The 21,613-nt window shown below is 51.7% G+C and carries 17 protein-coding genes; 6 read left to right on the plus strand and 11 right to left on the minus strand.

Translation table 11 applies throughout. The features are described 5' to 3' along the window. Window positions 1-114 precede the first annotated feature (114 nt). Window positions 115-2,313, plus strand: coding sequence for an alpha-amylase family protein (locus tag IE117_RS10620; RefSeq protein ID WP_189564406.1), 2,199 nt, complete (start codon window positions 115-117; stop codon window positions 2,311-2,313). A 142-nt stretch (window positions 2,314-2,455) separates the two neighbouring features. Here IE117_RS10620 and IE117_RS10625 read toward each other — a convergent pair whose 3' ends face one another. Continuing rightward, complete coding sequence (locus IE117_RS10625; protein ID WP_189564407.1) at window positions 2,456-3,457, minus strand: ScyD/ScyE family protein; 1,002 nt, start codon at window positions 3,455-3,457, stop codon at window positions 2,456-2,458. Window positions 3,458-3,860: 403 nt separating this feature from the next. Between IE117_RS10625 and IE117_RS10630 the strand changes: the two genes are divergently transcribed. Further along, window positions 3,861-4,754 carry a PIG-L deacetylase family protein gene (locus IE117_RS10630; protein ID WP_189564408.1) on the plus strand — a complete coding sequence of 298 codons (894 nt, stop codon included), beginning with the start codon at window positions 3,861-3,863 and terminating at the stop codon, window positions 4,752-4,754. 36 nt (window positions 4,755-4,790) lie between these two features. Here IE117_RS10630 and IE117_RS10635 read toward each other — a convergent pair whose 3' ends face one another. Further along, on the minus strand, window positions 4,791-5,606 hold the full coding sequence (locus tag IE117_RS10635; protein WP_189564409.1) for a ceramidase domain-containing protein: 816 nt from the start codon (window positions 5,604-5,606) through the stop codon (window positions 4,791-4,793). A 633-nt stretch (window positions 5,607-6,239) separates the two neighbouring features. Between IE117_RS10635 and IE117_RS10640 the strand changes: the two genes are divergently transcribed. Continuing rightward, window positions 6,240-6,437 (plus strand): Txe/YoeB family addiction module toxin, encoded by a 198-nt coding sequence (locus IE117_RS10640; protein ID WP_189564410.1) that lies wholly within the window; start codon window positions 6,240-6,242, stop codon window positions 6,435-6,437. A 110-nt stretch (window positions 6,438-6,547) separates the two neighbouring features. Here the strand turns inward: IE117_RS10640 and IE117_RS10645 are convergent, their stop codons facing one another. The 8 genes from IE117_RS10645 to IE117_RS10680 form a co-directional block, all read right to left on the minus strand. Next, window positions 6,548-8,659, minus strand: a complete 2,112-nt coding sequence (locus IE117_RS10645; protein ID WP_229580716.1) for a hypothetical protein — start codon at window positions 8,657-8,659, stop codon at window positions 6,548-6,550. 149 nt (window positions 8,660-8,808) lie between these two features. Beyond that, window positions 8,809-9,057: a DUF433 domain-containing protein gene (locus IE117_RS10650; protein ID WP_189564412.1), complete on the minus strand. Its 249-nt coding sequence runs from the start codon at window positions 9,055-9,057 to the stop codon at window positions 8,809-8,811. Window positions 9,058-9,147: 90 nt separating this feature from the next. Beyond that, a complete protein-coding gene (locus tag IE117_RS10655; RefSeq protein WP_229580718.1) occupies window positions 9,148-10,212 on the minus strand; it encodes a family 20 glycosylhydrolase in 1,065 nt (354 codons plus the stop codon). A 270-nt stretch (window positions 10,213-10,482) separates the two neighbouring features. After that, window positions 10,483-11,058 carry a Uma2 family endonuclease gene (locus IE117_RS10660; protein WP_189564413.1) on the minus strand — a complete coding sequence of 192 codons (576 nt, stop codon included), beginning with the start codon at window positions 11,056-11,058 and terminating at the stop codon, window positions 10,483-10,485. A 6-nt stretch (window positions 11,059-11,064) separates the two neighbouring features. Beyond that, window positions 11,065-11,211 carry a hypothetical protein gene (locus IE117_RS10665; RefSeq protein ID WP_189564414.1) on the minus strand — a complete coding sequence of 49 codons (147 nt, stop codon included), beginning with the start codon at window positions 11,209-11,211 and terminating at the stop codon, window positions 11,065-11,067. Between the two features lie 45 nt (window positions 11,212-11,256). Further along, window positions 11,257-11,667 (minus strand): type II toxin-antitoxin system VapC family toxin, encoded by a 411-nt coding sequence (locus IE117_RS10670; protein ID WP_189564415.1) that lies wholly within the window; start codon window positions 11,665-11,667, stop codon window positions 11,257-11,259. After that, on the minus strand, window positions 11,664-11,819 hold the full coding sequence (locus IE117_RS10675; protein WP_189564416.1) for a hypothetical protein: 156 nt from the start codon (window positions 11,817-11,819) through the stop codon (window positions 11,664-11,666). Before IE117_RS10675 ends, IE117_RS10670 begins: the two co-directional genes overlap by 4 nt. Window positions 11,820-11,941: 122 nt before the next feature. Beyond that, window positions 11,942-17,380, minus strand: coding sequence for an alpha-2-macroglobulin family protein (locus IE117_RS10680; RefSeq protein WP_189564417.1), 5,439 nt, complete (start codon window positions 17,378-17,380; stop codon window positions 11,942-11,944). Window positions 17,381-17,664: 284 nt separating this feature from the next. Between IE117_RS10680 and IE117_RS10685 the strand changes: the two genes are divergently transcribed. The 3 genes from IE117_RS10685 to IE117_RS10695 are packed head-to-tail and all read left to right on the plus strand — an operon-like array spanning window position 17,665 to window position 20,141. Next, window positions 17,665-18,828, plus strand: a complete 1,164-nt coding sequence (locus IE117_RS10685) for an acyl-CoA dehydrogenase family protein (RefSeq protein ID WP_189564418.1) — start codon at window positions 17,665-17,667, stop codon at window positions 18,826-18,828. Then, complete coding sequence (locus tag IE117_RS10690) at window positions 18,821-19,558, plus strand: PIG-L deacetylase family protein (RefSeq protein WP_189564419.1); 738 nt, start codon at window positions 18,821-18,823, stop codon at window positions 19,556-19,558. Before IE117_RS10685 ends, IE117_RS10690 begins: the two co-directional genes overlap by 8 nt. Further along, the gene (locus IE117_RS10695; protein ID WP_189564420.1) at window positions 19,548-20,141 is read left to right on the plus strand and encodes a class I SAM-dependent DNA methyltransferase; all 594 of its coding nucleotides are present in this window, start codon (window positions 19,548-19,550) and stop codon (window positions 20,139-20,141) included. The genes IE117_RS10690 and IE117_RS10695 overlap by 11 nt, the downstream gene beginning before the upstream one ends. 11 nt (window positions 20,142-20,152) lie before the next feature. Here IE117_RS10695 and IE117_RS10700 read toward each other — a convergent pair whose 3' ends face one another. Next, a complete protein-coding gene (locus IE117_RS10700) occupies window positions 20,153-21,319 on the minus strand; it encodes a glycosyltransferase family 2 protein (RefSeq protein WP_189564421.1) in 1,167 nt (388 codons plus the stop codon). Between the last annotated feature and the right edge of the window lie 294 nt (window positions 21,320-21,613).

Genomic DNA, 21,613 nt, shown 5'->3' on the forward strand with positions numbered 1-21,613 from the left:
GAATAGATTCTCTTCGGTATAACCATACCTCCTTTTCCTTTTATTCATTCGTCAAATGCCTTCCCCATTCGTGTTTCCAGTGGTCCGGCATTTCAAAAGCTTATCTCACTGAGAATGGAAAGAAGAGAATTTGTTCGGAATGCCGGTTTACTGGGCTCCGCTTTGGTAGTCACTCCAACTACCTGGGCTAATCCCCTGTCTCAAAACGAAAGTACGTATACGCCCCCGGCTCAGGCGCCCCCGGCTGAGGTATGGCTCGACGGGCCTATGCGCTGGGCGCAGCTGGCCTTCGTCGAGCGCGATCCCGGCCACTACGATCCCGATTCCTGGCTCGACTACTTCAAGCGAATCCACGCCGATGGCGCCCTGCTGAGCGCGGGTGGGGTGGTCGCTTTTTATCCGACCGAAATCCCGCTGCACCACCGGAGTCAGTTTATGGGCAATGCCGATACGCTGGGCTATCTGGTGGAAGGGTGTAAAAAACTGGGGATGAAAATCATGCTGCGCACCGATCCGCACGCCACCCGGCAGGATACCCTGGCGGCGCATCCCGACTGGATCGCCGTGACCGCCGATGGTCAGAAAAGGCGGCACTGGGCCAATCCCGACCTATGGGTCACCTGCGCCCTCGGTCCCTACAATTTCGAGTTTATGCCGCAGGTAAACAAAGAGATTATGCAGCGCTTCGCGCCGGAGGGTATTTTCTCCAACCGCTGGGCGGGACACGGTGTCTGCTACTGCGAGCATTGCCAGCGCAATTTCAAAAACTACTCGGGCCTGGCGCTCCCCACCAAAGAAGAACGGCTTGACCCCACCTACCGCCAATGGACCGAATGGAAGACGAAACGGCTCCGGGAATTGTGGCTGCTCTGGGACGCCGGAATTCGGGAGGTGCGGTCCACATCGCGTTTCATTCCCAACGGCTTTCCCGACAAAGTACTGACGGGCCGGGAGTCGGATCTTTTCTTTGCCGATCAGCAGGCGCGTTCGGGCCTGATTCCGCCCTGGACCAACGGCAAGGGGGCCAAGGAACTGCGCGCCACATTGGGCAACAAACCGCTGATCGGCATATTCAGTATTGGTCTGGAGGAGGAATTTCGCTGGAAAGATTCCGTGCAGAGCGATGCCGAAATCCGCACCTGGGTAGCCGAAGGTACCGCCAACGGGATGCGTCCCTGTTTTGTAAAATTCGGCGGCGATATTTATGACAAGCGCTGGATGAATTCGGTGGCCGAGCTGTACGATGCCTATTACAAAAATGAAAAGTACCTCCGCAACACGGTCTCGCTGGCGCGGGTAGGCGTCGTATACTCCGAGCAAACCGAACGAAAGTACGGCGGCCAACCCTGGCAGCAGCACAGCGGCGACCATCTGAATGGCATGTACCATGCCCTGGTCGAAAGCCGCATTCCGTTCGATATGGTCAACGACCGTTTGCTTTCGGCGGATGATCTCGGACGATTCAAGCTGCTGATCCTTCCTAATATCGCAGCGCTCTCCGATGCGCAATGCGCGCAGATTGAAGCCTTTGTGCAGCGAGGTGGTAGCGTGGTGGCCACTTTCGAAACCTCCCTCTACGATGAAGAAGCCCAACCCCGCCCCGACTTTGGGCTGGCGAGCCTGTTCGGGGTTTCCTACGGAAAAAACGTAGCCGGTCCGCAGCGCAACAGCTACCTGCAGTTGCACCATCAGCCCCAGAATGATTTGCATACCCAAATCCTGTCGGGGCTGGACGATACTCCACGGATCGTGAATGCTATCTACAAAGTCGAGGTGCAACCGACTACGGCTTTCGCCAGCCCGATCACCCTGATACCCACCTACCCCGACCTTCCCATGGAGGATGTGTATCCCCGCGTGGAGGAAACTGATATCCGGGAAGTGTACCTGCGACAGGTCGGGAAAGGCCGGGTGGCCTATATCCCCGGCGATCTGGACCGCACCTTCTGGAAAATGCTGAACGTGGATCACCGGGTTTTGCTGCATAATATTATCGACTGGGCGCTGGATGAAGCCCCCATTACAACGATCATCGGGCCGGGGGTAGTTGACAGCACCGTATGGCAGCAGGAGAAATCCATGACGGTCCACCTGGTCAACCTCACCAATCCGATGATGATGAAAGGGCCTTTCCGGGAGCTTATCCCCATCGATACCCAGGTCACGGTGCAGGTACCTGCGGGAAAAAAGGTTTCCCGCGTGAAACTCCTCATGCGCGGGACGGAACCAAAATTTGCGCATAAAAACGGTAAAATAACCGTAGATGTGCGCGGACTGCTGGACCACGAAATCGTCGCGCTGGATTTTGGGTGAGGGTTGGGTAGTTTCTTATAATTATGGGTTGATAACCAGTATTTGAAATACGATTGAGTCATCGCCACTCACAAAAAAGAGAGCCTCTTTGCAGGGAGGCTCTCTGGGAAAAGTTTGCTAAAAGGTACTTTGTTGCTTACAGTTAGTACTTGACCTTCATTACCGTTCCGGTAAGGCCGCTTACGTAGTACGTGTGAGCATCGGCCTGTATAAGATCCGTAGGAAGGTTGAGGTTGTCGACCGCTACGGAACTGCCGTTGCTGGCCACCCGGCGAATCTGCCCGGTATTGGGGGCAAAACCTTGAGCGCCGAATACCCCGTGCTGTACGACGAGGACACCGGGATCGGTGGTCAGATTGATATCGACCAGGCTGGTGAACCCACCTTGATATACGGAGACCGCTCCGGCCTGATCCATTTGATAGATAAGGGCCGAACCCGTGGGGAACGGAAAGCCCAGCAGCGTACTGACCAGAAATTTCTGCCCGTCAAAAACGATGCCTGTCGGGACGCTTTCAACCGTTGGTGGTCCCACCGGGGTAGGATTTTTAATGCCGGGAATGACAGCGAACACGCTCCATACGCCGGCTTTAGTACGGCGGATAATGGCATTGGCTCCGGCATCGGTGAGGTACAGGTCGCCGTTGGGTCCCAGAGTCATGTTGTACAGGTGCGTGTCTTCAGTATCCTGCGCGAATTTGTAGTCAAGGATAAACTGCTTCATGTCTTCCACGGGCAGGTCCTTGGCCAGCAAGGGGGCATCACCGGGCTTAAAGGATGCTACGTTGGCTTTGTACAAACGGCTGTGGGCTCCCAGAATGTACAACACGCCATCCGCGAAAAGGATGTGATTCAGTCCGTTGAGTTCGCCGCCCATGATGATTTCCGAATCGAAGCCCGTAATGACGGGATGGGCTTTGCCGTCGGGGGTAAGCATGGTGATCTTTCCATCGTTCTGGCCGGAACCGGCTTCGGCCACCCAAATATTGCCGGCGGCATCTTTTTCGAGACCGATCGGGCCGGCTAGTCCCGAAGCAAAGGGGGTGACTTGAATTGTTTCCACCGCCGGAATGCGGTGATCTTCGCAGCTTGTCAGCAAGAGTGCAGCCAAAAGGCTACCTAAAAGAGGGGATTTGTAATTCATAACTTGAGAGTTGAAGGTGAATAAGGAAAGATACTTTACGGTAGATGGGTGTGAATCCTGTGTTTGGAGAGAGTGCGCTAAGAATCAGTCAACTACCAAACTCCCAATTACGGGGTGCGGATGTAATTGGGAAACAAAACTAGGTAGAAAAAACGACAGTCTGTGAACCATTTACTCAATCGCTGAGGTCCTCCTGCTGTCTCTTCTGGAAGCGTTTTTTTAGGTCCGCTGTCACCAATTTGGACGAGGATTGGAGGTACTAATCAGGCAAAATCTACGGATTCAGGCCAGTATCAAATTGGAAGGCTGCCACAAAGAATGGTAAAATAGCGCGGCCTTTGCTTTTTATGGATAGAAGTACTTTCAACCGATTTTCATCTCCTTCGCCAAACCGCTGCCTCTTATGTATACACGTTCCCGAATAGTGCTTGTCGCCGTTGTTCTCCTGGTTAGTCTCCGGCCCGCCCTGGCGCAAGGTACTTCCGACCCCGTACGGATCATTATGATTGGCGCCCACCCGGACGACTGCGACATCAAGGGCGGCGGCACGGCGGCGCTGCTGGCCTCGATGGGCCACGCGGTGAAGTTCGTAGCCGTCACCAACGGAGATGCCGGCCACCAGACCATGAAAGGCAAGGAATTGGCCCGCCGCCGGCTGGCGGAAGCGCAGGAGGCAGGCAAACGGTTCGGCGTGACGTACGAGGTACTTGACAACCACGACGGCCAGCTGTTACCGGACCTGAACACGCGTCTGCAGATTATCCGGAAAATCCGGGAGTGGAACGCCGATGTCGTGATTGCCCCCCGTCCCAACGACTACCACCCCGATCACCGCTACACGGGGGTACTTGTGCAGGACGCGGCCTACCTGGTGGCCGTGCCCAACGTGGCCCCTGAAACGCCCCGGCTCGAAAAGAATCCGGTCTTCCTGTACTTTCAGGACCATTTCCAGCGGCCCAACCCCTTCCGGCCCGACGTAGCGATCGACATCAGCGCGGTGTACCCCCGAAAAGTACATGCCCTTGGGGCGCACGAATCCCAGTTTTACGAATGGCTCCCCTGGATTGCGGGCTATCTCGATCAGGTACCCAAGGACAAATCAAAAAGGGAAGAATGGCTGGGCAAGGAGCGGTCCGTAACGATCACGCCGGAAGTACGGACCTCACTGGCAAAATGGTACGGTCCGGAAAAAGCCGCCCAGGTACAGCAAGCCGAGGCCTTCGAAGTATGCGAATACGGCGCCCGACCCAGCGAGGAAGACCTGCGGCGGATTTTTCCGATGCTGAAAGGGAAGTGAAAAGTACCCCTAGCTGACACTGATTGTAAAGAGGGGTTAGCGAGGATTTTTCGACGTAAATCTGAAAAAGGCATAACTGCAAAAACTACTGAGCGCCGTCAGTACGTGCCAGAACGCATGCCCCTGAAAAACCGAATGAGGATCGCAGTCCACTTTCTGTACATCCAATATTCTGATCTGCAAGGCTATAACAATCAGGGCAAGGCCGAGGAACGCCAAAATGATAGAACGCTCTTTTCGGAATTGGAAGTAGTTGATGGCGGTGAAAATCCAGATTAAAAGAATCATAACGGGCAACAGAATACCACTCGAAACCAGCAGGTGAATTTCATAAAATGAAACGATGACCAACAAGGCTGCGACAATGGTGGCTTTTTTCACGGTTGCAGACCAGCTTATTTCATGAAAAACATGATAGACCGCAATGAATAACAGAGAGATACTGATACTGTACGTCCCGTTCATATCGACGTGCTGTCCCGCCCAGGTCAGGGAGGCATGAAAAAAGGAAGAACCGAGGCTTAGATAAATAAAACTGCCGCCCATCAAAAACGACAGCATCGGAAACTTCTGCAACCAATTCAAAGTCGTATCAGATTGATTCATATTATCTTGCCAGGCCAGAGCGCAGATAAAAGTACCGACGAAGAAATACGCCAGGTTGGAGTAGGTGTTGATGTGCTGATGGAAAAACCGTTGGACTTCGTTGTATTCGCAGTACTCCCCAGTCAAGGCTGATTTACTCAATACCATACCGTCCCAAACACTACCATCCAGAAAAGTGTCGAGTAAAAAATAGACAAGCAGCAGGGTGGCTGTGTAAGCTGATGCCTGAATGAGGGCTTTTTTCATTCGGAAGATTTGGGAAGAACGGCCAACACAACAAACTAGTGGGACGAAGAAGTCGCATTCAAAGATTGCCATTTATTTCCAGTAGGCAATTTTTCTTTCGGAAGACGCCCATGCAACCCACAAATAGAGGTATACGGCGTACAAAGGCAATTTTGGGATACCAGGATAAGTTCTATATTTGGGTATGAAAATGACGATTCGAAAATATCGCTCCTGGCAGGAAGTAGAATAGGGTAGGTCCAATTTCTGGCACGAAAAATCCGACGAAGAGCGCCTGGAAGCGATGCAGGTGCTGGTGAATCGTTATTTTCTTTTCAATCCAAAGCCTCTCCCTGATGCACGACCACTTCCTGACATTTATCCGATTGTTAAACGAAGAGGAAGTTGAGTAGGCAGCAATCAATTTCATCTCGTATCAAGAACTGATTCTAAATAAGAAAGCGGTCGGCCGCCCAAAAAATTTGCTTGATCTGGAAAACCTTCCGCCGTTAGGAGATTAATCTAATTCTGATTGATTTCTAACATGGCGTAAACTTGGTGGCGTCGTGGTCACAGACCGCTATTTATTTTTAGTACGCAGTCTTCCTTCGGAAGACATACGCACAACGTGATTAGAAAGACTATGACGAACTAGTGCACACTGCCGAACACTGCGAACTACGGGAAGAACACCCTGAGACAGGCACCGGCAACCCTGAAAGGCTCAAACACGATTTGGCTGGGATGTGGAGCCGCAGAATCAACAAAAAAGATCGGCTGATCTACAAAATCGTTGAATCAGAAGTAGTAGTAGCGATTCTCTCAGCACTGGGCCATTATGGTGACACCTGATTTTTTGGATAGCGATATAGCACATTAAAAATGTACCTCTTTTTCATATACTCCTTCCTGACCACCAGTTGCAAACTGGCGGCAGCGAAGAGAAACACCAATAGTTACCACTATTTTGGCAAAACATTATTCTGGTCGACGAAAGTCCTATTACCATTAATGATCAGTGAACCTCCTTGTATGGAAAACGTGCCTAAAAGTTCCAGATTTCTACAAACAGCTTCGGACATAGTGGAATCAAGCAAGACAGTGTGAGCAGTATTGATAATAACATCATCAGCACTTGTTGGTATACAACTACATGACCAAGTTGATGGGTTGTTCCAATCACCTGAACTAATACTATTAATAATCAATGGAAACGAATTGGCATTAGTTGGAACTGTATTTCGAAGATATTCTTCTAAATCATTAAAACCGTCCCCATCAGTATCTTTTTTTAATGGGTCGGTACGCAAGTTAACTTCAAAAATATCCAATAAATCGTCTGCGTCGCTATCGGATTTTAGATCGTTTTTAATTATTGGATTCAAGCCGACTCGCTGCTCATATGTATCAGCAATCATATCACCGTCATCGTCTGTGTCGTAAATGGCGAACTGACCGATTCCAGTTAGACCGTTATTTGTTACCGTAACGTATAGAGGAAATCGACCAGTAACAAGTGGTTCTCTTGTAGAATGGATAGTAAGCAAACCGCTATTGGTTATTGTAGCAACACTTGGATCAACGTTTAACTGGTAAGTAGTTCCTGAAGAGGTGAAATTCATATTGTTCTGTTGAACAGTAAGCTGAATAGTTGAATTTGTTTTCAGAAAAAACGTATTTTCGGCTGTTACTTTTAGTTGACTTACATTAAAAACTTGTTGAGAAAATAGTTGATCTTTTATTAGTGGTGAGGGAATGTCACCGTATATTTGATTTTGAATGTCAACAGAAATAGCCTGATTTGGGGTTGCTTGGATAGTGCTGTATCCTAATTTAGGTTTGTAAAAAAATTGGGCTACCCAACGAGACCAGATTGCTGAAGTAATTACAAAGGTTTGCATTGCATCAATTGCCGCTGTATTATCGGTAGGCATGCTCGGATTATAAAAATTAGGGTCTTGTTTAAGTTCATCAAAACAACTTGCTACTGCATGTGTCAGAAAACCATCATGCTGCTGATTCCATGATGCAATTCCTTCGGTTAAGTTTCCATTTGGTTGATATGAAAAAAATCCTGGTCCTAATTCAAAAACCCCGTGTATTAAATCGCCTGTTTCTCTTAGACAGCCTATTTGCGTAGTTGCATACTTGCAACTGTAATTTGCGCTTAAATCGCAGGCGTCTTTTGTCGCGAAACTATCGAATAAATGCTTTGTAAAGCCACCCGCCCAACCATTCTCACCTGTCTTATTATATTCGTCCCTTGCTTTTTGCTGTATACAAGCCAACTGCCGACGATAAGTATACTCAGGTTTTCCGACACTTTTATTTTTCTGGTTATTCAAGTAGTCAGAAAAAGTAGGGCTGTAACCAGGATTGTTTTGGGTATGCCTGAAATCACTTGCACTTAGTGGATCACTCCAATTTGGCGGGTACTGAGGACAAAAACGGTTATTGCACTTCACTTTATATTCTAGGCAATCATAAGTATTGCTGACATGGATGACATTAGTCGAATTATAATATGGGAATGCATTCGGGTCGCTGGAAGACCAAAATGTTCCTTCGTTACTATCACAACCCGAGGCCGTAATTTGTACAATCTCGGGCGCATTGGGGTTTGTCGTTATAGTTTGGGCAGATAAATTGGGTTTAGGGTTTTTAGGATACACATGTATATTATAGATGTAAGTATTGATGCGACGTCTTAAATCAGGTGCATCGCAATTTTTTTCTTCGTACTCATAATCAATATTAGAAATGTTTTTAATAATTATTTGAGTTGACTCCCTAGCGACGTATTTGAAATAGTAAATCAACCTTTCATCATACCCCCACATATCTACAAAATTAGTATCACTTATTTCTATTAAATTTTCAGTAGTATATGTAAATTCCTCATTGTTAGGGTATGTGTAGAGCCGTTCTCCATACACCCCGCAATCTCCTTTCTTATATCGGATTCTTATCCTACTCTCGACATATTGATCTCTAAATGCCATAAATGTGTCTCCTTCACATTTATATAAGTCTACTATATGGGGGGGGACTTCTTCAATCTGTTGCTGACCCATACAAATACTCGTGCTGTATATCAGAAAAAATAATAGAAATATTGATTTTATAGCCATGACATTATATCCGTTAAAGGTACTATTACTGATACAACACAAATTAAACAGTTATTTTTCGAGCTATTCCAACCGCGTTTTGTCTACGTCTTTCAACGACAGACTGCGTATTTGAAATAAAAGGCTACCTGTACCGTTCGCTCGCGATCAGCCGCATTCTCCAGACAAGCGTTTATATCTGTCTCTGTCAGTTCAGGTGAATCCTCAATAATTTCGGCATTCGACATTCCCTTGGAAAGCCAAGCCAGCATGTCATACACACTGGACCGGGTATCGCGCACACAGGGGTGCCCGAACCTTTTCAGAGGGTTTATTTTGATAATGTCTTTGTAAGATTCCATCTGTTCTTGGTTTAAATGCTCATGGTAAGTGAAATTTAAACATTTTCTACGATTTCATTGCTGTTTCCCTCCCTTTGAAATCAAACTACCTTACTCCTTCACAAACAACGCCTTAAAACACTTCGCATCGCTGTCTTCCTCGCTTTCAGTATAGAATCGATCCAGGAAACCACCCGCTCCGCTCCAGACCGTTTGCACGATGCCGGTGAAATGCGCTTTCATTTCTGGGGTGGCATTTGCCCGGAGGTCGAGCATCATCTGTTTTTGCTGGAGCGCGACGGGTGTATTCCGCCACGGCGAGGTAGCTACGTCCAGGCCTTTCATGGCAAAATAGACGGCGGTGGGGTCAGGTCGCTCGTAATGCCAATCGCAGATCATGACATCTTTCGGAATCATATCGATGGCGCGGTAGGTGTTGTTATAACTGGCTTCCCAAAGCCCAATTCCGGTAGTTTTGCCGTCGATCAGGCGGTCGCCCCAAATCCACAACCGCTTATTTTTTAACGCCAAGTGATTACGGATTTTGGTCAGTTCACCGGCAAACAACTCCGCTTTGTCGCGTCCCTGGCAGCGGGGACAATCCTCGTGTCCGATATAAAATACTTCGTCCATGCCGGCATGAAAAGCATCGGCCTTGAAAGCCGCGACGATTTCGTCCATCACCTCAAAAACTACCTTGTGTACGCCTGGATGCAATGGACAATAGCTTTTGCAGTACAAGTCGTCTTCATTGGGCCACTCATAGTTTTCGGGTAGTTGGATGCCCGGCGTTTCATCAAATTCAGGATAAACCTGCAGTAATTTTCCAAGCGTAGAATGCCACGACTGATGCCCCAGCAAATTCACCTGCGGAATGATGGCGATGCCGTGTTTTTGGCACGCCGCCACCATTTTATCGACGTCGGCCTGCGAAAGACCGTTTTCCTGCGCCAGTTCAGGGTGCGTTTTGTATTTGAAGTTATAATCTACCCGCAGGATGAGCGTGTTGATATTCCGGGGAGCGAGTTCCTCGTTGATAAATGTCACAAACCGATCTACATTCTCTCTGTCCGGTGCGGCAATGGCAAGACCCCGGACTGGAAAGTCATTTTGCGCACGGACGAAAAAGGAAAAGAGAACAGCAAAGACGAGCAGGGTACTTTTTTTCATCATCATAATTTTAAGCGAATATTGAGTTTGGCCAATAAAGCGGCCAAGGCAATCATACTAAACGCCCACACTACCGAACCGAGGAAGTCACTCACGAACAGCATCAAAAAGGGCGTCAGCCCCCCCACGATGTTGATCGATACAATTCGTTTGGATCATTTGAATTGAATGACGGATAGGAATAAGAGACAATTCCCTGGTTCTCCGCTGACCGTCTTGAGCATGGTGAAAAGGCGGGATGTTTCCTTCCCAAAAACCCAAAAACAACTATTCGAATCAGAGCTCTAAGGTCATCGAAAAGCCCGGCAACACCTCCTCGCCGGAGAGCTCAACTGATTTGCCTTTCAGTACGTTGACATTGCCATCGGCCCGGTAGACATGCACCGCTTTGCCTTTGCGATCGATGAGCCAGCCCAGGCGGCAACCGTTGTCGCGGTATTCTTCCATTTTTGCTTTCAGGTCAGCCAGGCGGTCGCTTTCGGAGCGAATTTCGACCGCGAAGTCGGGGTAGGTATGCGTGAAGACTTTGCGGTCTGCTTCGGGCAGACTTTCCCAGCGCTCTTTGACGATCCAGGACACATCAGGTGAGCGTACGGCTCCATTTGGAAGCGTATAGCCTGAGGACGAATCAAAAGCATAGCCCAGTTTCTTTTCTCTATTCCAGAGACCGAGTTCCAGATAAAACTCAAAGTTGAAATTCCCGGTACTCATTCCCGTAGGCGACATAACTGTGATGTTTCCGTGTCGATCGCGCTCCATGCGCAATTCTGAATTGGCCTGGCAAAGATCGAAGAACATTTCTTCGGTCATTCCGTCCACCGTTTTTATCAAAAATCCATTTTCAAGTACCATAAGAGTTCAGTTTTCTGCCCATTTTTTAGGCGCGTATTTCTTTTCGGCGTGGTCTTCTTCGAAAACGACGACAACTTTGGCTTTGGTCAAATTCTTCGGTTTCTCATTCAGAACAATTTGACCGTTTTTGCAGGTTCCTTCAATAATCAGCATGGCTTTGGTGTTTTTATTTCAAAGTCACTCTCATCACTACTTCTGTCAATTGTAATTCGAGATCACTTCAATCGGATACAGCGGAAACTTGCTATCATCTGACAAAACCGTAAAGCCCGTGCTGGCAGCCTGGGCGATAATGGTTCGGTCGAACGGATCTTTATGATTTTCGATTGGCTGGATTTCGTAGTAGCGCTGGGCGTGTTCTGGCGTAATCGCTAGTACTTGAACTTGCAATTGAGCCAACGATTGATAAATGAAGGTCGAAAGGGGAATCTTGAAATCGAAGTCTTTGGGCTTCGTTTCAGACAATTGCGCAATCTCTACCAGCGAAATAGCACTAACATACTTGGTCGCGTTGGCATTGACTATAATGCGAGTCATGGTTTTACCCAGCCTTTCGGGTTCGGCAGAAGCCCACAAGAAGATGTGCGTATCTAACAGATAGCTTTTCATCTTTCCAAATCCTCATCGAAAAGTGTCTCGGACATATAAACGAGATGCCGACCCAAGCCGAGTTCGATTTTCTTCTTGGGGTCTGGCTTTCTGATCGTAGCCGCTGATTTATTCGCAGGCTTCCTGGTAGCTTTTTTAGGTTCCTTAATCATGGGATTCACATTTTAGCTGACGTATCACTCAAACGTCTTGAACTTTCAATTGGTTGCTGGTCAATTGCTGTGACCAAATATACCGAATTATTCCTTCGCTCTCAGACGCGCATAATCCCTCACTACTGCACCGTCACCTTTCCTCCCCCCGAATAACTCCGGTACTCGCCCTGGTACATCGCATCGGCACCCACGGGGCCTACGGTGAAAGTACCTTTGGAAATGACACGAACCTGGTAGTAAAACGTTTGCTCACGGGCGGTGGCGGTGGTGAAGAAATGGATGCGGTCGTCGCGGATGTCGAAGTAGTCGGGCGTGGCCGCACCCTTGATCCAGGGCATGTCGCGTGGCTCAGTCAGTCGCGGGTTTTCGATCTCGAAGCCGGCGGGCAGCAGGTCGGTCACCACCACGTTTTCGATGGGCAGGCCACTGGTACTTGCCACGCTCACTTTCACGACGATCAGGTCATTTTGTTTAATGTTGCTGGCAGTGCTGCCGTTGCGCGTCAGGTACTGTCGCCGCACGCGCAGGCCGTTGTCTTCTTCCACGTAAGCCCCCTTCGCTGATTGCCCCTCGGACTGGGCAAACCAGTAGAGGTCGCCCTTCCCCTGCGTTTTTACGGCTAGTTTGTGGTCGAGTATCCCCTTGGTCAGGCTCAGCTCCTTCCCATCGAAAGTACCGATCGACTTGCCATTCGCGGCGACGCTAGCCGTGACGGTGGAGCCGGAGACGCGTTGGGCGAGTTTGCCGAGGGCCAGTACGGCAAAGCCCGCTTCCTGGGTATTGATGTACGAAGCCGACCGCACCGCCTGCGAAAGTTGCCGCGCCAGCGTCGGAATCTGGATATTGCCGGGATCCGTTTCCAGCAAGGTGTTCAGTACCAGCGCGAGGTTGCGCAGTGGCGAAGCGTAACTACCGCCGAAGGTATTGGGTACGTTGTCGTTCTCGAATTTGGCGGGCAGCAGGGCCGCGAAACTGCGCGAGTCGCCGATGAGCTGGTAGGCCCCGGCCAGCAGGTAGCGGGTATCGGACGTGAGCAGGTTGGGGTTTTGCTTGTAGTAGTTCATGGCCGAGCGGTTGGGCTGACCGACCAGCGACAGCACGTAAAGCGAATACAGGCTCTCCCGCTGCGCCTTCACGGCCCGGACGGTACTGCCGTCCTCCGTCATTTGCGGTACTTCCTCGGTGGCGGTAGTACCGGTTTTGGTCGTGAGGTACTCGATGGCGCGGCTCATTGTGGCTCCGTTTACCTCGAATCCGGCGCGACGCGCCTCTTCCAGAAAATGCACGGCGTAGGCCGTCACCCACCAGTCTTCGCGTTGCGCGCCCGGCCACATCGCCAGTCCGCCGTTGTAGAGTTGCTGGCTTTCGGTTTTACGAATGGCCTGCTGCACGTTGGTGGCGGGGTTGAAATCACTCTCACCGCTACGGACGAGGTAGATGGGCGTAGCCATCGCTTTGGTCAGGTCGGCGAAATAGATTTGGGGGAATGCCTTCGAAATCGTCTGTTCCAGGCAGCCGTAGGGGTAGCCGAGTAGCGTAGACAGCGCCTTGCCACCGCCCTGCACCAGCGGCGAGCGGCTCAGAACTACCTTGCTGCTGGCCGTGCCGGGAATAAAATTCTGGTTCAGATCAATGGTACCCGTTTGCCCGCCGGCAATCACGCCCGACTGACTGGTTTTGAGGAGTGGCGAGGCAGGACGCACCGTCAGGTCCGTTTCCTGCACGAAGGTTTCACCGAAGGCATTCACTTTGACAGTGATTCTACCTTGTCCGATGGTATTTCCGGCCTTCACGCTGAACATTGCTCGTGCTTCCTTACCCGCCGGAATGGTCAGCTTCTGCGTGGCGTTATCGCCTTTGGCGAGTGGCCCGGTGGTGACCAGTGACACGGTGACGTTGGTGGCTTTCTTCTCGGTATTGCTCACATTTACGGGTAGCGTCAGTTCGTCGTTGGGACTAAGGAAGCGCGGCGCACCCGTGCTGATCACCACCGGATCGGCTACTTTCATATTTTCGGAAGCCGAGCCAAAAGCGTCGCCTTTGTAGGCTACGGCCATCACACGCAGGTCGCCGCTGAACTGCGGAATGGCGATGTCGAAAGTGGCTTCGCCGCTGCCGTTGGCGGTCAGGATGCCGCTCCAGAACGTGACGAGTTCGGTGCGGCCATTGCTGAGTGGGTTGATGCGTTTTTCCAGATCGTAGCCGTCGCCCCCGAAGCTCGATGAGGTAGAGAAGTTCAATTCGGGAAAAAGGAAGGCGTACAAATCGTGGCTGGCGACTTCCAGGGCGCGTTTCTGGTAAAAGTGGGCGTGAATATCGGGCGTGCGGAAGTTTTTGATCTGTAAAATTCCCTCATCCACCACCGACACCGTTAATTGCGCGTTGGCGGCAGTTTTGATCTTGATCTGCTGCTTTTTCTTGGAGCGCGACTGCGCCGCAACGCTGATGGCGACGGGCAAAGTACGGTCGGGCGCGTCCACGGCGATGGGTGCGAAGCCGTGCGCTACCGTCAACGGCAAGTCGGAGGCATCGAGTGGACGGATGAGCGTGGCCGTGACGTACACATTGGGCAGGTGTTCTTCTTTGACGGAAAAAGTGAGTTCCGCGGCCTTCTTTTCGGTCGTCAGCACGTGGTGTTCCAGCAGGTGGTTGCGCTCGATGGTCACCAGCAAGCGGCCATCGAAAGGCGTTTTGAACAAAATCTTAGCTTTATCACCTACCTTATACTGATCCTGATCGGTTTCCATCAATACCCGGCCCTCGGTACTTACCTCGAAGGACGAGTATTCCGTATAGCCGTAGCCGTAGGCATAAAAAGTCGTGGCGGTGTAATGCTCCGCGCCAGGACGACGCACCCGCAACTCGTACTCGCCCGAGACCGTGGGTACGTAGCGGAAAGTGCCTTTGCCATTGCTCAGGTTCAGGGTGTTGGAGTACATTGTTTTCTCCCGCTTGCGCGAGGTGTAGCGCAGCTGCTCATTTTGCTTTTCAACGACCGTCTGGTACTCGATGCGGACGACTTCTACGGCTGCCTGCACACCCTTTTGCAATTTACCCTGACTATTCACTCCAATCACCTCCATCGGCACGGGCGCGTTGACGCTCACGTAGCGGTCAGGTAGCCGGACGCCGTACAGGGTACTTTGGGTGAGTACATCGAAGCGTTGCAGTCGGTTGACAGGACGCCCGTTTTCGTCGAATACCGTTACGTAAATCTTGCCTTCCAGCAAACCAATATCCTTGTAGCTGGTAGGGATGGGAAATTTCTCGGTGGCTTGTCCCTGGGCATCGGTGTTCCCCTGCCGCTGCTCGCGCTCGAAGGTGGCGTCCGCCGGAATATCGAAGCTGAACTCCGGGAAGTCGGGCGCCGCGAAGCCCTTGCGCTTCCACTGGGCTTCCATCTCGTAGGTACGACCCGCCGCGGGCGGCCCGAAAAGATTGAGCGCTGTGGCCGTCAGCGCGACGGTTTCGCCGGTTTTGTACTCCTTTTTGGCTCCGCTCAAATCCACCTTGATGCGGTCGGGCATAAACTCCTCCACGCTCACGGCCTGCGACGCCAGCAGCAGATCGTTGGCGTTGTAGACTTCCAGCTGGTACGTACCCGTGAGGGCCGACGCCTCCACGGTAACCTCGGTTTCTACGGCGCCCTGCGCGTTGGTAGTTTTGCGCCAGGTACGGTACTCGCGGCCATTGGGCGTGACGAGTTTTATTTTCAGGGGAATTTCTTTGGGGGTGTCCCAGCGTTGGGTACGGACAACGGTGTTGAAGTGCAGCGTTTCGCCGGGACGGTACATGTCGCGCTCGCCGTAGATGAAGGCAGTCAGACCGGAAGGGTTGTCGCGCGCGCCCTCTACCTCGTAGCGCGAGGTTTCGACGCGGGTATCTTCGAACAGCAGGTAGTTGAAATCCTCCTTCGTCCGGGCGGTGATCATCGCGACTTTAAATCCGGGCGCTTTTTCGCTCAGTTTCTCAAAGTGTGCCACGCCATCGCCGTCCGTTTCCAGGGTATACACCGACTGATTGTTGCTGCTCACAAGTGTGACCTCGATGTTTTTGAGCGGCTCGGTGGTTTTGATGGAATTGGCAAAGACCCAGACCTCGTCGTCGCCTTCCTTGGCAATGAGACCGATGTCCGAAACCGAAATCAGTTTCGTGGAGCCGAGGTAGGCTTCGTCCTTGGAATTGACCGATACCAGATAAACGCCCTTGCGGCCATTGCCATCCGGCAGGGCGATATTGAGGGCCGATATACCTCTGGCGCGTGGTAGGTTTTCGGTTTCAACGGTCTTATTGACGACCACGTCGCTGTAAAAATTCTGGTCGTCGTCGGTGTAGTTGTAGCTGCCCGTGGGCTGGTACTCGTCGCCTATGTAGTCGTAGTTTTCGTAGCGATTGTTACGAACGTAGCTCAGGATATTGTTTTCGTAAATCTTGGCAATCTTGACCTGCACCTTGGGTACATTCACGATTTGCACCCCAATATTCTGGGCGCCTTTGGGCGTAAGGTAGATGGCTTTTTTGTTGGCAAAAGAAATCCCGGCGGGCATCTTGCCAAAAAACAAATCGCGCGAAATATCTTCTTCCAATTTCGAACCCAGAACGCCTTTCAGAGCGGTATTTAGTTTCAAAATGTAGGTGTCCGTTTCGTTGAAATCACCGCGCAGCACGAAGCCGTTCTCGGTAGTTTCGGTTTTGGTAGGAATGGCGGGATCGACGCTGAACCCACTTTCCACGCTTTCGGGAGCGAGCTCCTGGGTAGTTACTACGCGGACGAAGGCGCGGTTGTTCTCGAATCCCGTCTGCACGTCGGCTACGTCGAGGCGTAGCGGCGAGGGCAGGCTGGCGGTACGTTCCAGCGGCTCGGGCGTGGCATAGTCGTTGCCGGGGGCGGCCCCCGCTTTGATCTTCAGCCCCTTTTCAATGCGCACTATCATCGGTGTGGCGTTTTCGTCGGGGGTACCCGTTTGGGTGAGGGCGACAATTATGTTGCGTCCATCGGACGATGGCAGGGCGCGGAAGGTGGTGGCATTGTCCCGCAGACTCAGTTTCAGGCGCTCGGCCACCGCTTGCGGATCTACGGGGTAGTTGAACGTCAGCCGCAGCCGCGCTTCCGGCCGGCCGCTTTCCACGCTCTGGGTCCACCAGCTTTGCAATTCAGTAAGCTGGAGGTAGGGCGTATGAAAATCCACATCCTCGTCGTCTATGCCGTACTTTTTGTCCTCATAGACATGCTTCAGAAGCTCGTCGGTCAGCTCGGCTTTGTAGTTTGTAGCCGGGGCCAGGGCCGCCACGGGCGAAAACACCAATTCGTTGGGCGCCGTCCACTTGAATTTGCCCCGCACGGCGGGCGAGAACCTGACGTACTGCGTGGAATCCCAAACGCCCAGCCGACTCTCCTGCACCAGGTCTTTGTTGAAGGTGAAAACCATGTTTTGCGAGAGCTGCACCTCATCGGTGAAGTTCCGGCCTACGAGGTGCACTTCATTGAAGGAGGAGCAGGCCCAAGTGGCGGCCAGGAGTAAAAGCAGTGAGATGGGGGAAGCGAGGCGTTTGGCCATTTTTGGCGGAGGGTTAACGGGGCGAGGGGAGGATGAATGAAAAATTTCGGGGTTGAAATCTATGAAAAAAAGCTGAGGAAAATTCTATACAGTTTGGCTATTTGTCACCCTACAATAAATACAGAATAGCTGGATAGTCAAATTTTGAGAACGAGCGGATAAATGTTTTACCCTTGATTTTGTGAACCCGTCGATGGCCAATATTTGCCTTCTGTTCCCGGCAATCAGGTTGGCACAAGATTGATAGGTATGGTCGCCATATAGTCCATCATTTTGTATCCAGTATGCTTGCCACTACCATGACCCTAACTGATGTAGAAAAGTTGGTTTCCCGGTTGGACAATTTCACCCCTCACCCGAACGATACCGATTTTCCGCACACCACTTTTTCAATCATCCGTGAAGAAGGGTTGCTGGCCCTGCCCACCCTGCCCGAATACGACCCCATGCAGGCGTCTGGGTTCGCAGAAGCCCGTTTGACGTTTCTTCGCCAGCTACAATTGCTCAAAGCCATCGGTAGAGGTAGCTTGCCCGCCGGGCGGATTTACGAAGGCCACGTCAATGCGCTTCATCTTATCGGTCTGTACGGCACCACCGGGCAGAAGGAATACTGGATGAACCTGGCCACGGAAGCCCGGCACCTCTTTGGAATATGGAATACGGAATTTCAGGACGGGATTCGGGTGCACCAGTTAGCGGATGGTAGCTATGAGTTGGAAGGAAGCAAGACTTTCTCCTCGGGAGCCGGCGAAGTGGACCAAATGATCATTACGGGTCATCTATTGCAAGGCGATGATAATCTGGGCTGGCAGATGGTGGTGGTGCCGCTGGTAAAGGTGGCGGCGGAGCGCATCGACCGTAGTTTCTGGAATCCGATGGGCATGGAGGCTTCGGCTAGCTACAAGGTCGATTTCTCGGGGATTCAGCTGAGTAAATCCGATCTGCTGGGACAGCCCGACGACTACCATCTTCAACCTGCTTTCAGCGGCGGGGCGGTGCGCTTCGCGGCGGTGCATCTGGGTGGCGCGGAGGCTTTGTTTGAACACACCCGCCGCCAGTTGCAGCGGCGCGATCGCGTGGATCATCCCTACCAGTTGCACCGGTTGGGGCAGTTAGCTATCGCCGTAGAAGGCGGCAACCAATGGCTAGGTGGAGCCGCCGGGAACGCACTTTATGCCTACAATTCCACGGAGCAAGTCATGGAGTACGCCAACATGGTCCGGACGGCTATTACAGGTATTTGTCAGGAAGTTATCCAGCTTACGCTGTCTTCCGTAGGCGTGCAGGGCTGTATGAAACCCAATCCCATCGAGCGTATCCTCCGCGATTTGCAGACGTACCTTTGCCAGCCCAATCCCGATGGAGCTCTGGCTGCGGTGGGTCGATACGTGGGCAATGCCCGGCAGTCTTTACCCCAACTTTGGAATAATCACCTGGACAATGAATAAAGGTTCCTCCCAGAAAATCAGGAAACTGACCATCGAGAACATGGGCAGTCCGGTGCTGATTCTGGCGCCCCACGCCGACGACGAGAGCCTGGGTTGCGGCGGACTCATCGCCGCCCTGTGTGCCGCCGAAGTACCCGTACATGTGTGGCTGATTAGCGACGGGACGATGTCGCATCCGAATTCCATCGCTTATCCTGCCATGAAACGGCAGGAAGTCCGGGAAGCCGAGTTTCGTCAAGCCTGTGTGCATTTAGGAGTTCAGGAAGGAATGCTACATTTCTTTCAGCTTCCTGACACACGGGTGCCGCTGCCGGATACCGAAGACTTTGACAGGACGGTGTCGCAGGTCAGTGCCCTTTTTCAAAAGCTGAATCCCCAAACAGTTTTTACGCCCTGGCGGCGTGACCCGCACTGCGATCATAAGGCCACCACGGCCCTGATTCGGGAAGTTATTTCACAAACCCGCTGGACGGGTACTTTGTACGAATACCCAATCTGGCTCTATGAACTCGCCAGCGAGGGGGATGCTCCGCATCCGGGTGAGGTCCAGGTTTCTGTTTTTGAAGTGGCAGAAAATTTTTTGATAAAAAAGAAAGAAGCCATCGAGTGCCATGCCTCCCAATTGGGACAGGTCATTCACGACGATCCCGACGCATTCTGCCTGCAACCCCATGTGTTGGCGCATTTTCTCACACCCATTGAATTTTACTACCGTACCCATGAAAAATGAATCCCTACCACCCGAATATTTTGAAGAAATCTACGCCAAATCCGACGACCCCTGGGGCTTTGCCAGTCGTGAGTATGAGCTGCACAAGTACCTTGATACGCTGATGCACTTACCCCGCCCGCACTATCGCGCGGCCTTCGAGCCGGGCTGTTCCATCGGGGTTTTGTCGGGTATGCTGGCTGCCCGCGTGGATAACCTGCTGTCCGTGGATGTAAGTACAAAAGCGCTGGAAAAAGCCCGGTATCGCAATGGGGACAAAGCAAACATTGATTTTCAGCATATGCAGTTTCCCAGTCAGGTACCCACAGGTACTTTCGATCTGGTACTTCTATCGGAAGTGGCCTACTACTGGGGTGACGAAGAATTCGACCGGGCGCGTGACGAGGTGATGAAGATGCTGGAACCCGGGGGCGATTTGGTACTGGTGCACTGGACGCCCTTTGTGGAAGACTACCCCCTTACGGGTGACGAGGTGCACGAACGGTTTATCCGCTTTTCGCAGCAAAACGATTCCCTCCGGCACCTTGAAAGCAACCGGGAAACGACCTACCGGCTCGATGTATTCCGTAAGTTGAACAGGTAGTTTGCCCGTAATCAGGCACGTCGAGCCAGCTTGTTGTCAAGCCCGGCCAGCAATTCGCCGAACCCGGCCAGGCTGTCGTTTACCGTCACGTTGGGAAACGTGCGCTGGCGGCCCTCCACGAGTTTGGGGTGTTCCCACACGCAGCACCAATACTGGCCGAAGTACGAGGGAATCTCTATTTTGGCCAGGAATTCCATTGGATTAAAAATCTGGCATACTTGCAGGTAATGACACACCGTTGCAAGTTTTTCCTCCGTCCTCGCCAACCAGAAAGCATACAGCGCCATCTGCAATTGGAAGTAGATCCATTGCGACTGGGCTGAGGAGACGAATATCGGCTCCCCGCTCTCCTCCGCTTTCTGCCAATGGCTGAATTGCGCGGCCATGCCCCACTCAGTGCGGCCCGACAGGCGACCAGAGGTGTACACCATCAGGCGATCGCACATCCGGATACGGGCGTCGCGTTGGACGAGCTTATGGTAAAAGTGTTTGTCTTCATTGTATGGGAAAGGCGTTAGCCCGCCAACCTCTTCATACACGCACTGGCGCACCGCAAATCCTGCTCCTGAGAAATGCGTGTGCATCAGGTCGAAGGTGGCATTTTCCTGCGCAAAGAGGCGTAATTGTCTTTCCAGGGTGAAATAACTGTGAAGTGAATCGAACAGGCGGTCCGAAGGCCCATCCTCCACCTGCAGGCTGGCCCCCACTGCGTCGACCTCCGGATCAATGAAACTCCGGCGAAGTTCGTAAATGAAATCGGGGGCGATCTGGCTGTCGGCATCGGTCGAAACAATCAAGCCCCTTGCCTGGCGTCCCTGCCTGAGGCGCTCGCTGCACCACTCCATGGCTGTGCGTCTGGCCCAGCCGATATGCGCGTGCTGGGGGGACAACTGTACCGAAGCGATATGAATCCCGGGGTGCCGCCTTGCCTTCATGGCTTGCTGAATGGTAGCGTCCGTCGTGTTGTTGACTAGGATGAGGGCTTCGTACTCCGACCATGGGATACGCTTTCCTTTGGAGTTATACTGATTTTCCAGGGCTTGAATGCAAGCCGAAATTGATTCCTCCTCGTCTTTCACCGGGATGGCGAATACAATCTGAGCCGCGGGATTGGGTCGATCGGGCTTTGGACTATGCCAATCGAATTCAGAAATATCGGATAGACTTTGCTGGATCATGAGCTTACGGATTCAGGGAGCTAAAAGGTTTTTCCCATTTAAGACAATTACCGATTGCTATAAATAATAATGCCGGACGAATGATCCTGTTTTTGTCGCCAAACTACCCACTTTTGCTGATGATTTCAGTACCCACTTTTGTTGAAAAAGTCCAGTTTTAGTATCAAATTATACACAACAAAGCCGATTCCAAGAGCCACATTATTCAGAGTTGCGGCCTCAGGCAGGTAGTGGCGATTTCATTGAAAAGAAAATCAGCGGTAAAAAGGGCTTTTGGCGCGGGCTTGCCATCGA

This window comes from Persicitalea jodogahamensis (genome assembly GCF_014651615.1).
GTDB classification, from domain to species: Bacteria; Bacteroidota; Bacteroidia; order Cytophagales; family Spirosomataceae; genus Persicitalea; species Persicitalea jodogahamensis.

What these genes read in the sequence shown, in the direction of transcription:
- IE117_RS10620 (WP_189564406.1), top strand. Translation starts at nt 115, where the DNA reads ATGGAAAGAAGAGAATTTGTTCGGAATGCCGGTTTACTGGGCTCCGCT.
- IE117_RS10625 (WP_189564407.1), bottom strand. Translation starts at nt 3,457, where the DNA reads ATGAATTACAAATCCCCTCTTTTAGGTAGCCTTTTGGCTGCACTCTTG.
- IE117_RS10630 (WP_189564408.1), top strand. Translation starts at nt 3,861, where the DNA reads ATGTATACACGTTCCCGAATAGTGCTTGTCGCCGTTGTTCTCCTGGTT.
- IE117_RS10635 (WP_189564409.1), bottom strand. Translation starts at nt 5,606, where the DNA reads ATGAAAAAAGCCCTCATTCAGGCATCAGCTTACACAGCCACCCTGCTG.
- IE117_RS10645 (WP_229580716.1), bottom strand. Translation starts at nt 8,659, where the DNA reads ATGGGTCAGCAACAGATTGAAGAAGTCCCCCCCCATATAGTAGACTTA.
- IE117_RS10650 (WP_189564412.1), bottom strand. Translation starts at nt 9,057, where the DNA reads ATGGAATCTTACAAAGACATTATCAAAATAAACCCTCTGAAAAGGTTC.
- IE117_RS10655 (WP_229580718.1), bottom strand. Translation starts at nt 10,212, where the DNA reads ATGATGATGAAAAAAAGTACCCTGCTCGTCTTTGCTGTTCTCTTTTCC.
- IE117_RS10660 (WP_189564413.1), bottom strand. Translation starts at nt 11,058, where the DNA reads ATGGTACTTGAAAATGGATTTTTGATAAAAACGGTGGACGGAATGACC.
- IE117_RS10665 (WP_189564414.1), bottom strand. Translation starts at nt 11,211, where the DNA reads ATGCTGATTATTGAAGGAACCTGCAAAAACGGTCAAATTGTTCTGAAT.
- IE117_RS10670 (WP_189564415.1), bottom strand. Translation starts at nt 11,667, where the DNA reads ATGAAAAGCTATCTGTTAGATACGCACATCTTCTTGTGGGCTTCTGCC.
- IE117_RS10675 (WP_189564416.1), bottom strand. Translation starts at nt 11,819, where the DNA reads ATGATTAAGGAACCTAAAAAAGCTACCAGGAAGCCTGCGAATAAATCA.
- IE117_RS10680 (WP_189564417.1), bottom strand. Translation starts at nt 17,380, where the DNA reads ATGGCCAAACGCCTCGCTTCCCCCATCTCACTGCTTTTACTCCTGGCC.
- IE117_RS10685 (WP_189564418.1), top strand. Translation starts at nt 17,665, where the DNA reads ATGCTTGCCACTACCATGACCCTAACTGATGTAGAAAAGTTGGTTTCC.
- IE117_RS10690 (WP_189564419.1), top strand. Translation starts at nt 18,821, where the DNA reads ATGAATAAAGGTTCCTCCCAGAAAATCAGGAAACTGACCATCGAGAAC.
- IE117_RS10695 (WP_189564420.1), top strand. Translation starts at nt 19,548, where the DNA reads ATGAAAAATGAATCCCTACCACCCGAATATTTTGAAGAAATCTACGCC.
- IE117_RS10700 (WP_189564421.1), bottom strand. Translation starts at nt 21,319, where the DNA reads ATGATCCAGCAAAGTCTATCCGATATTTCTGAATTCGATTGGCATAGT.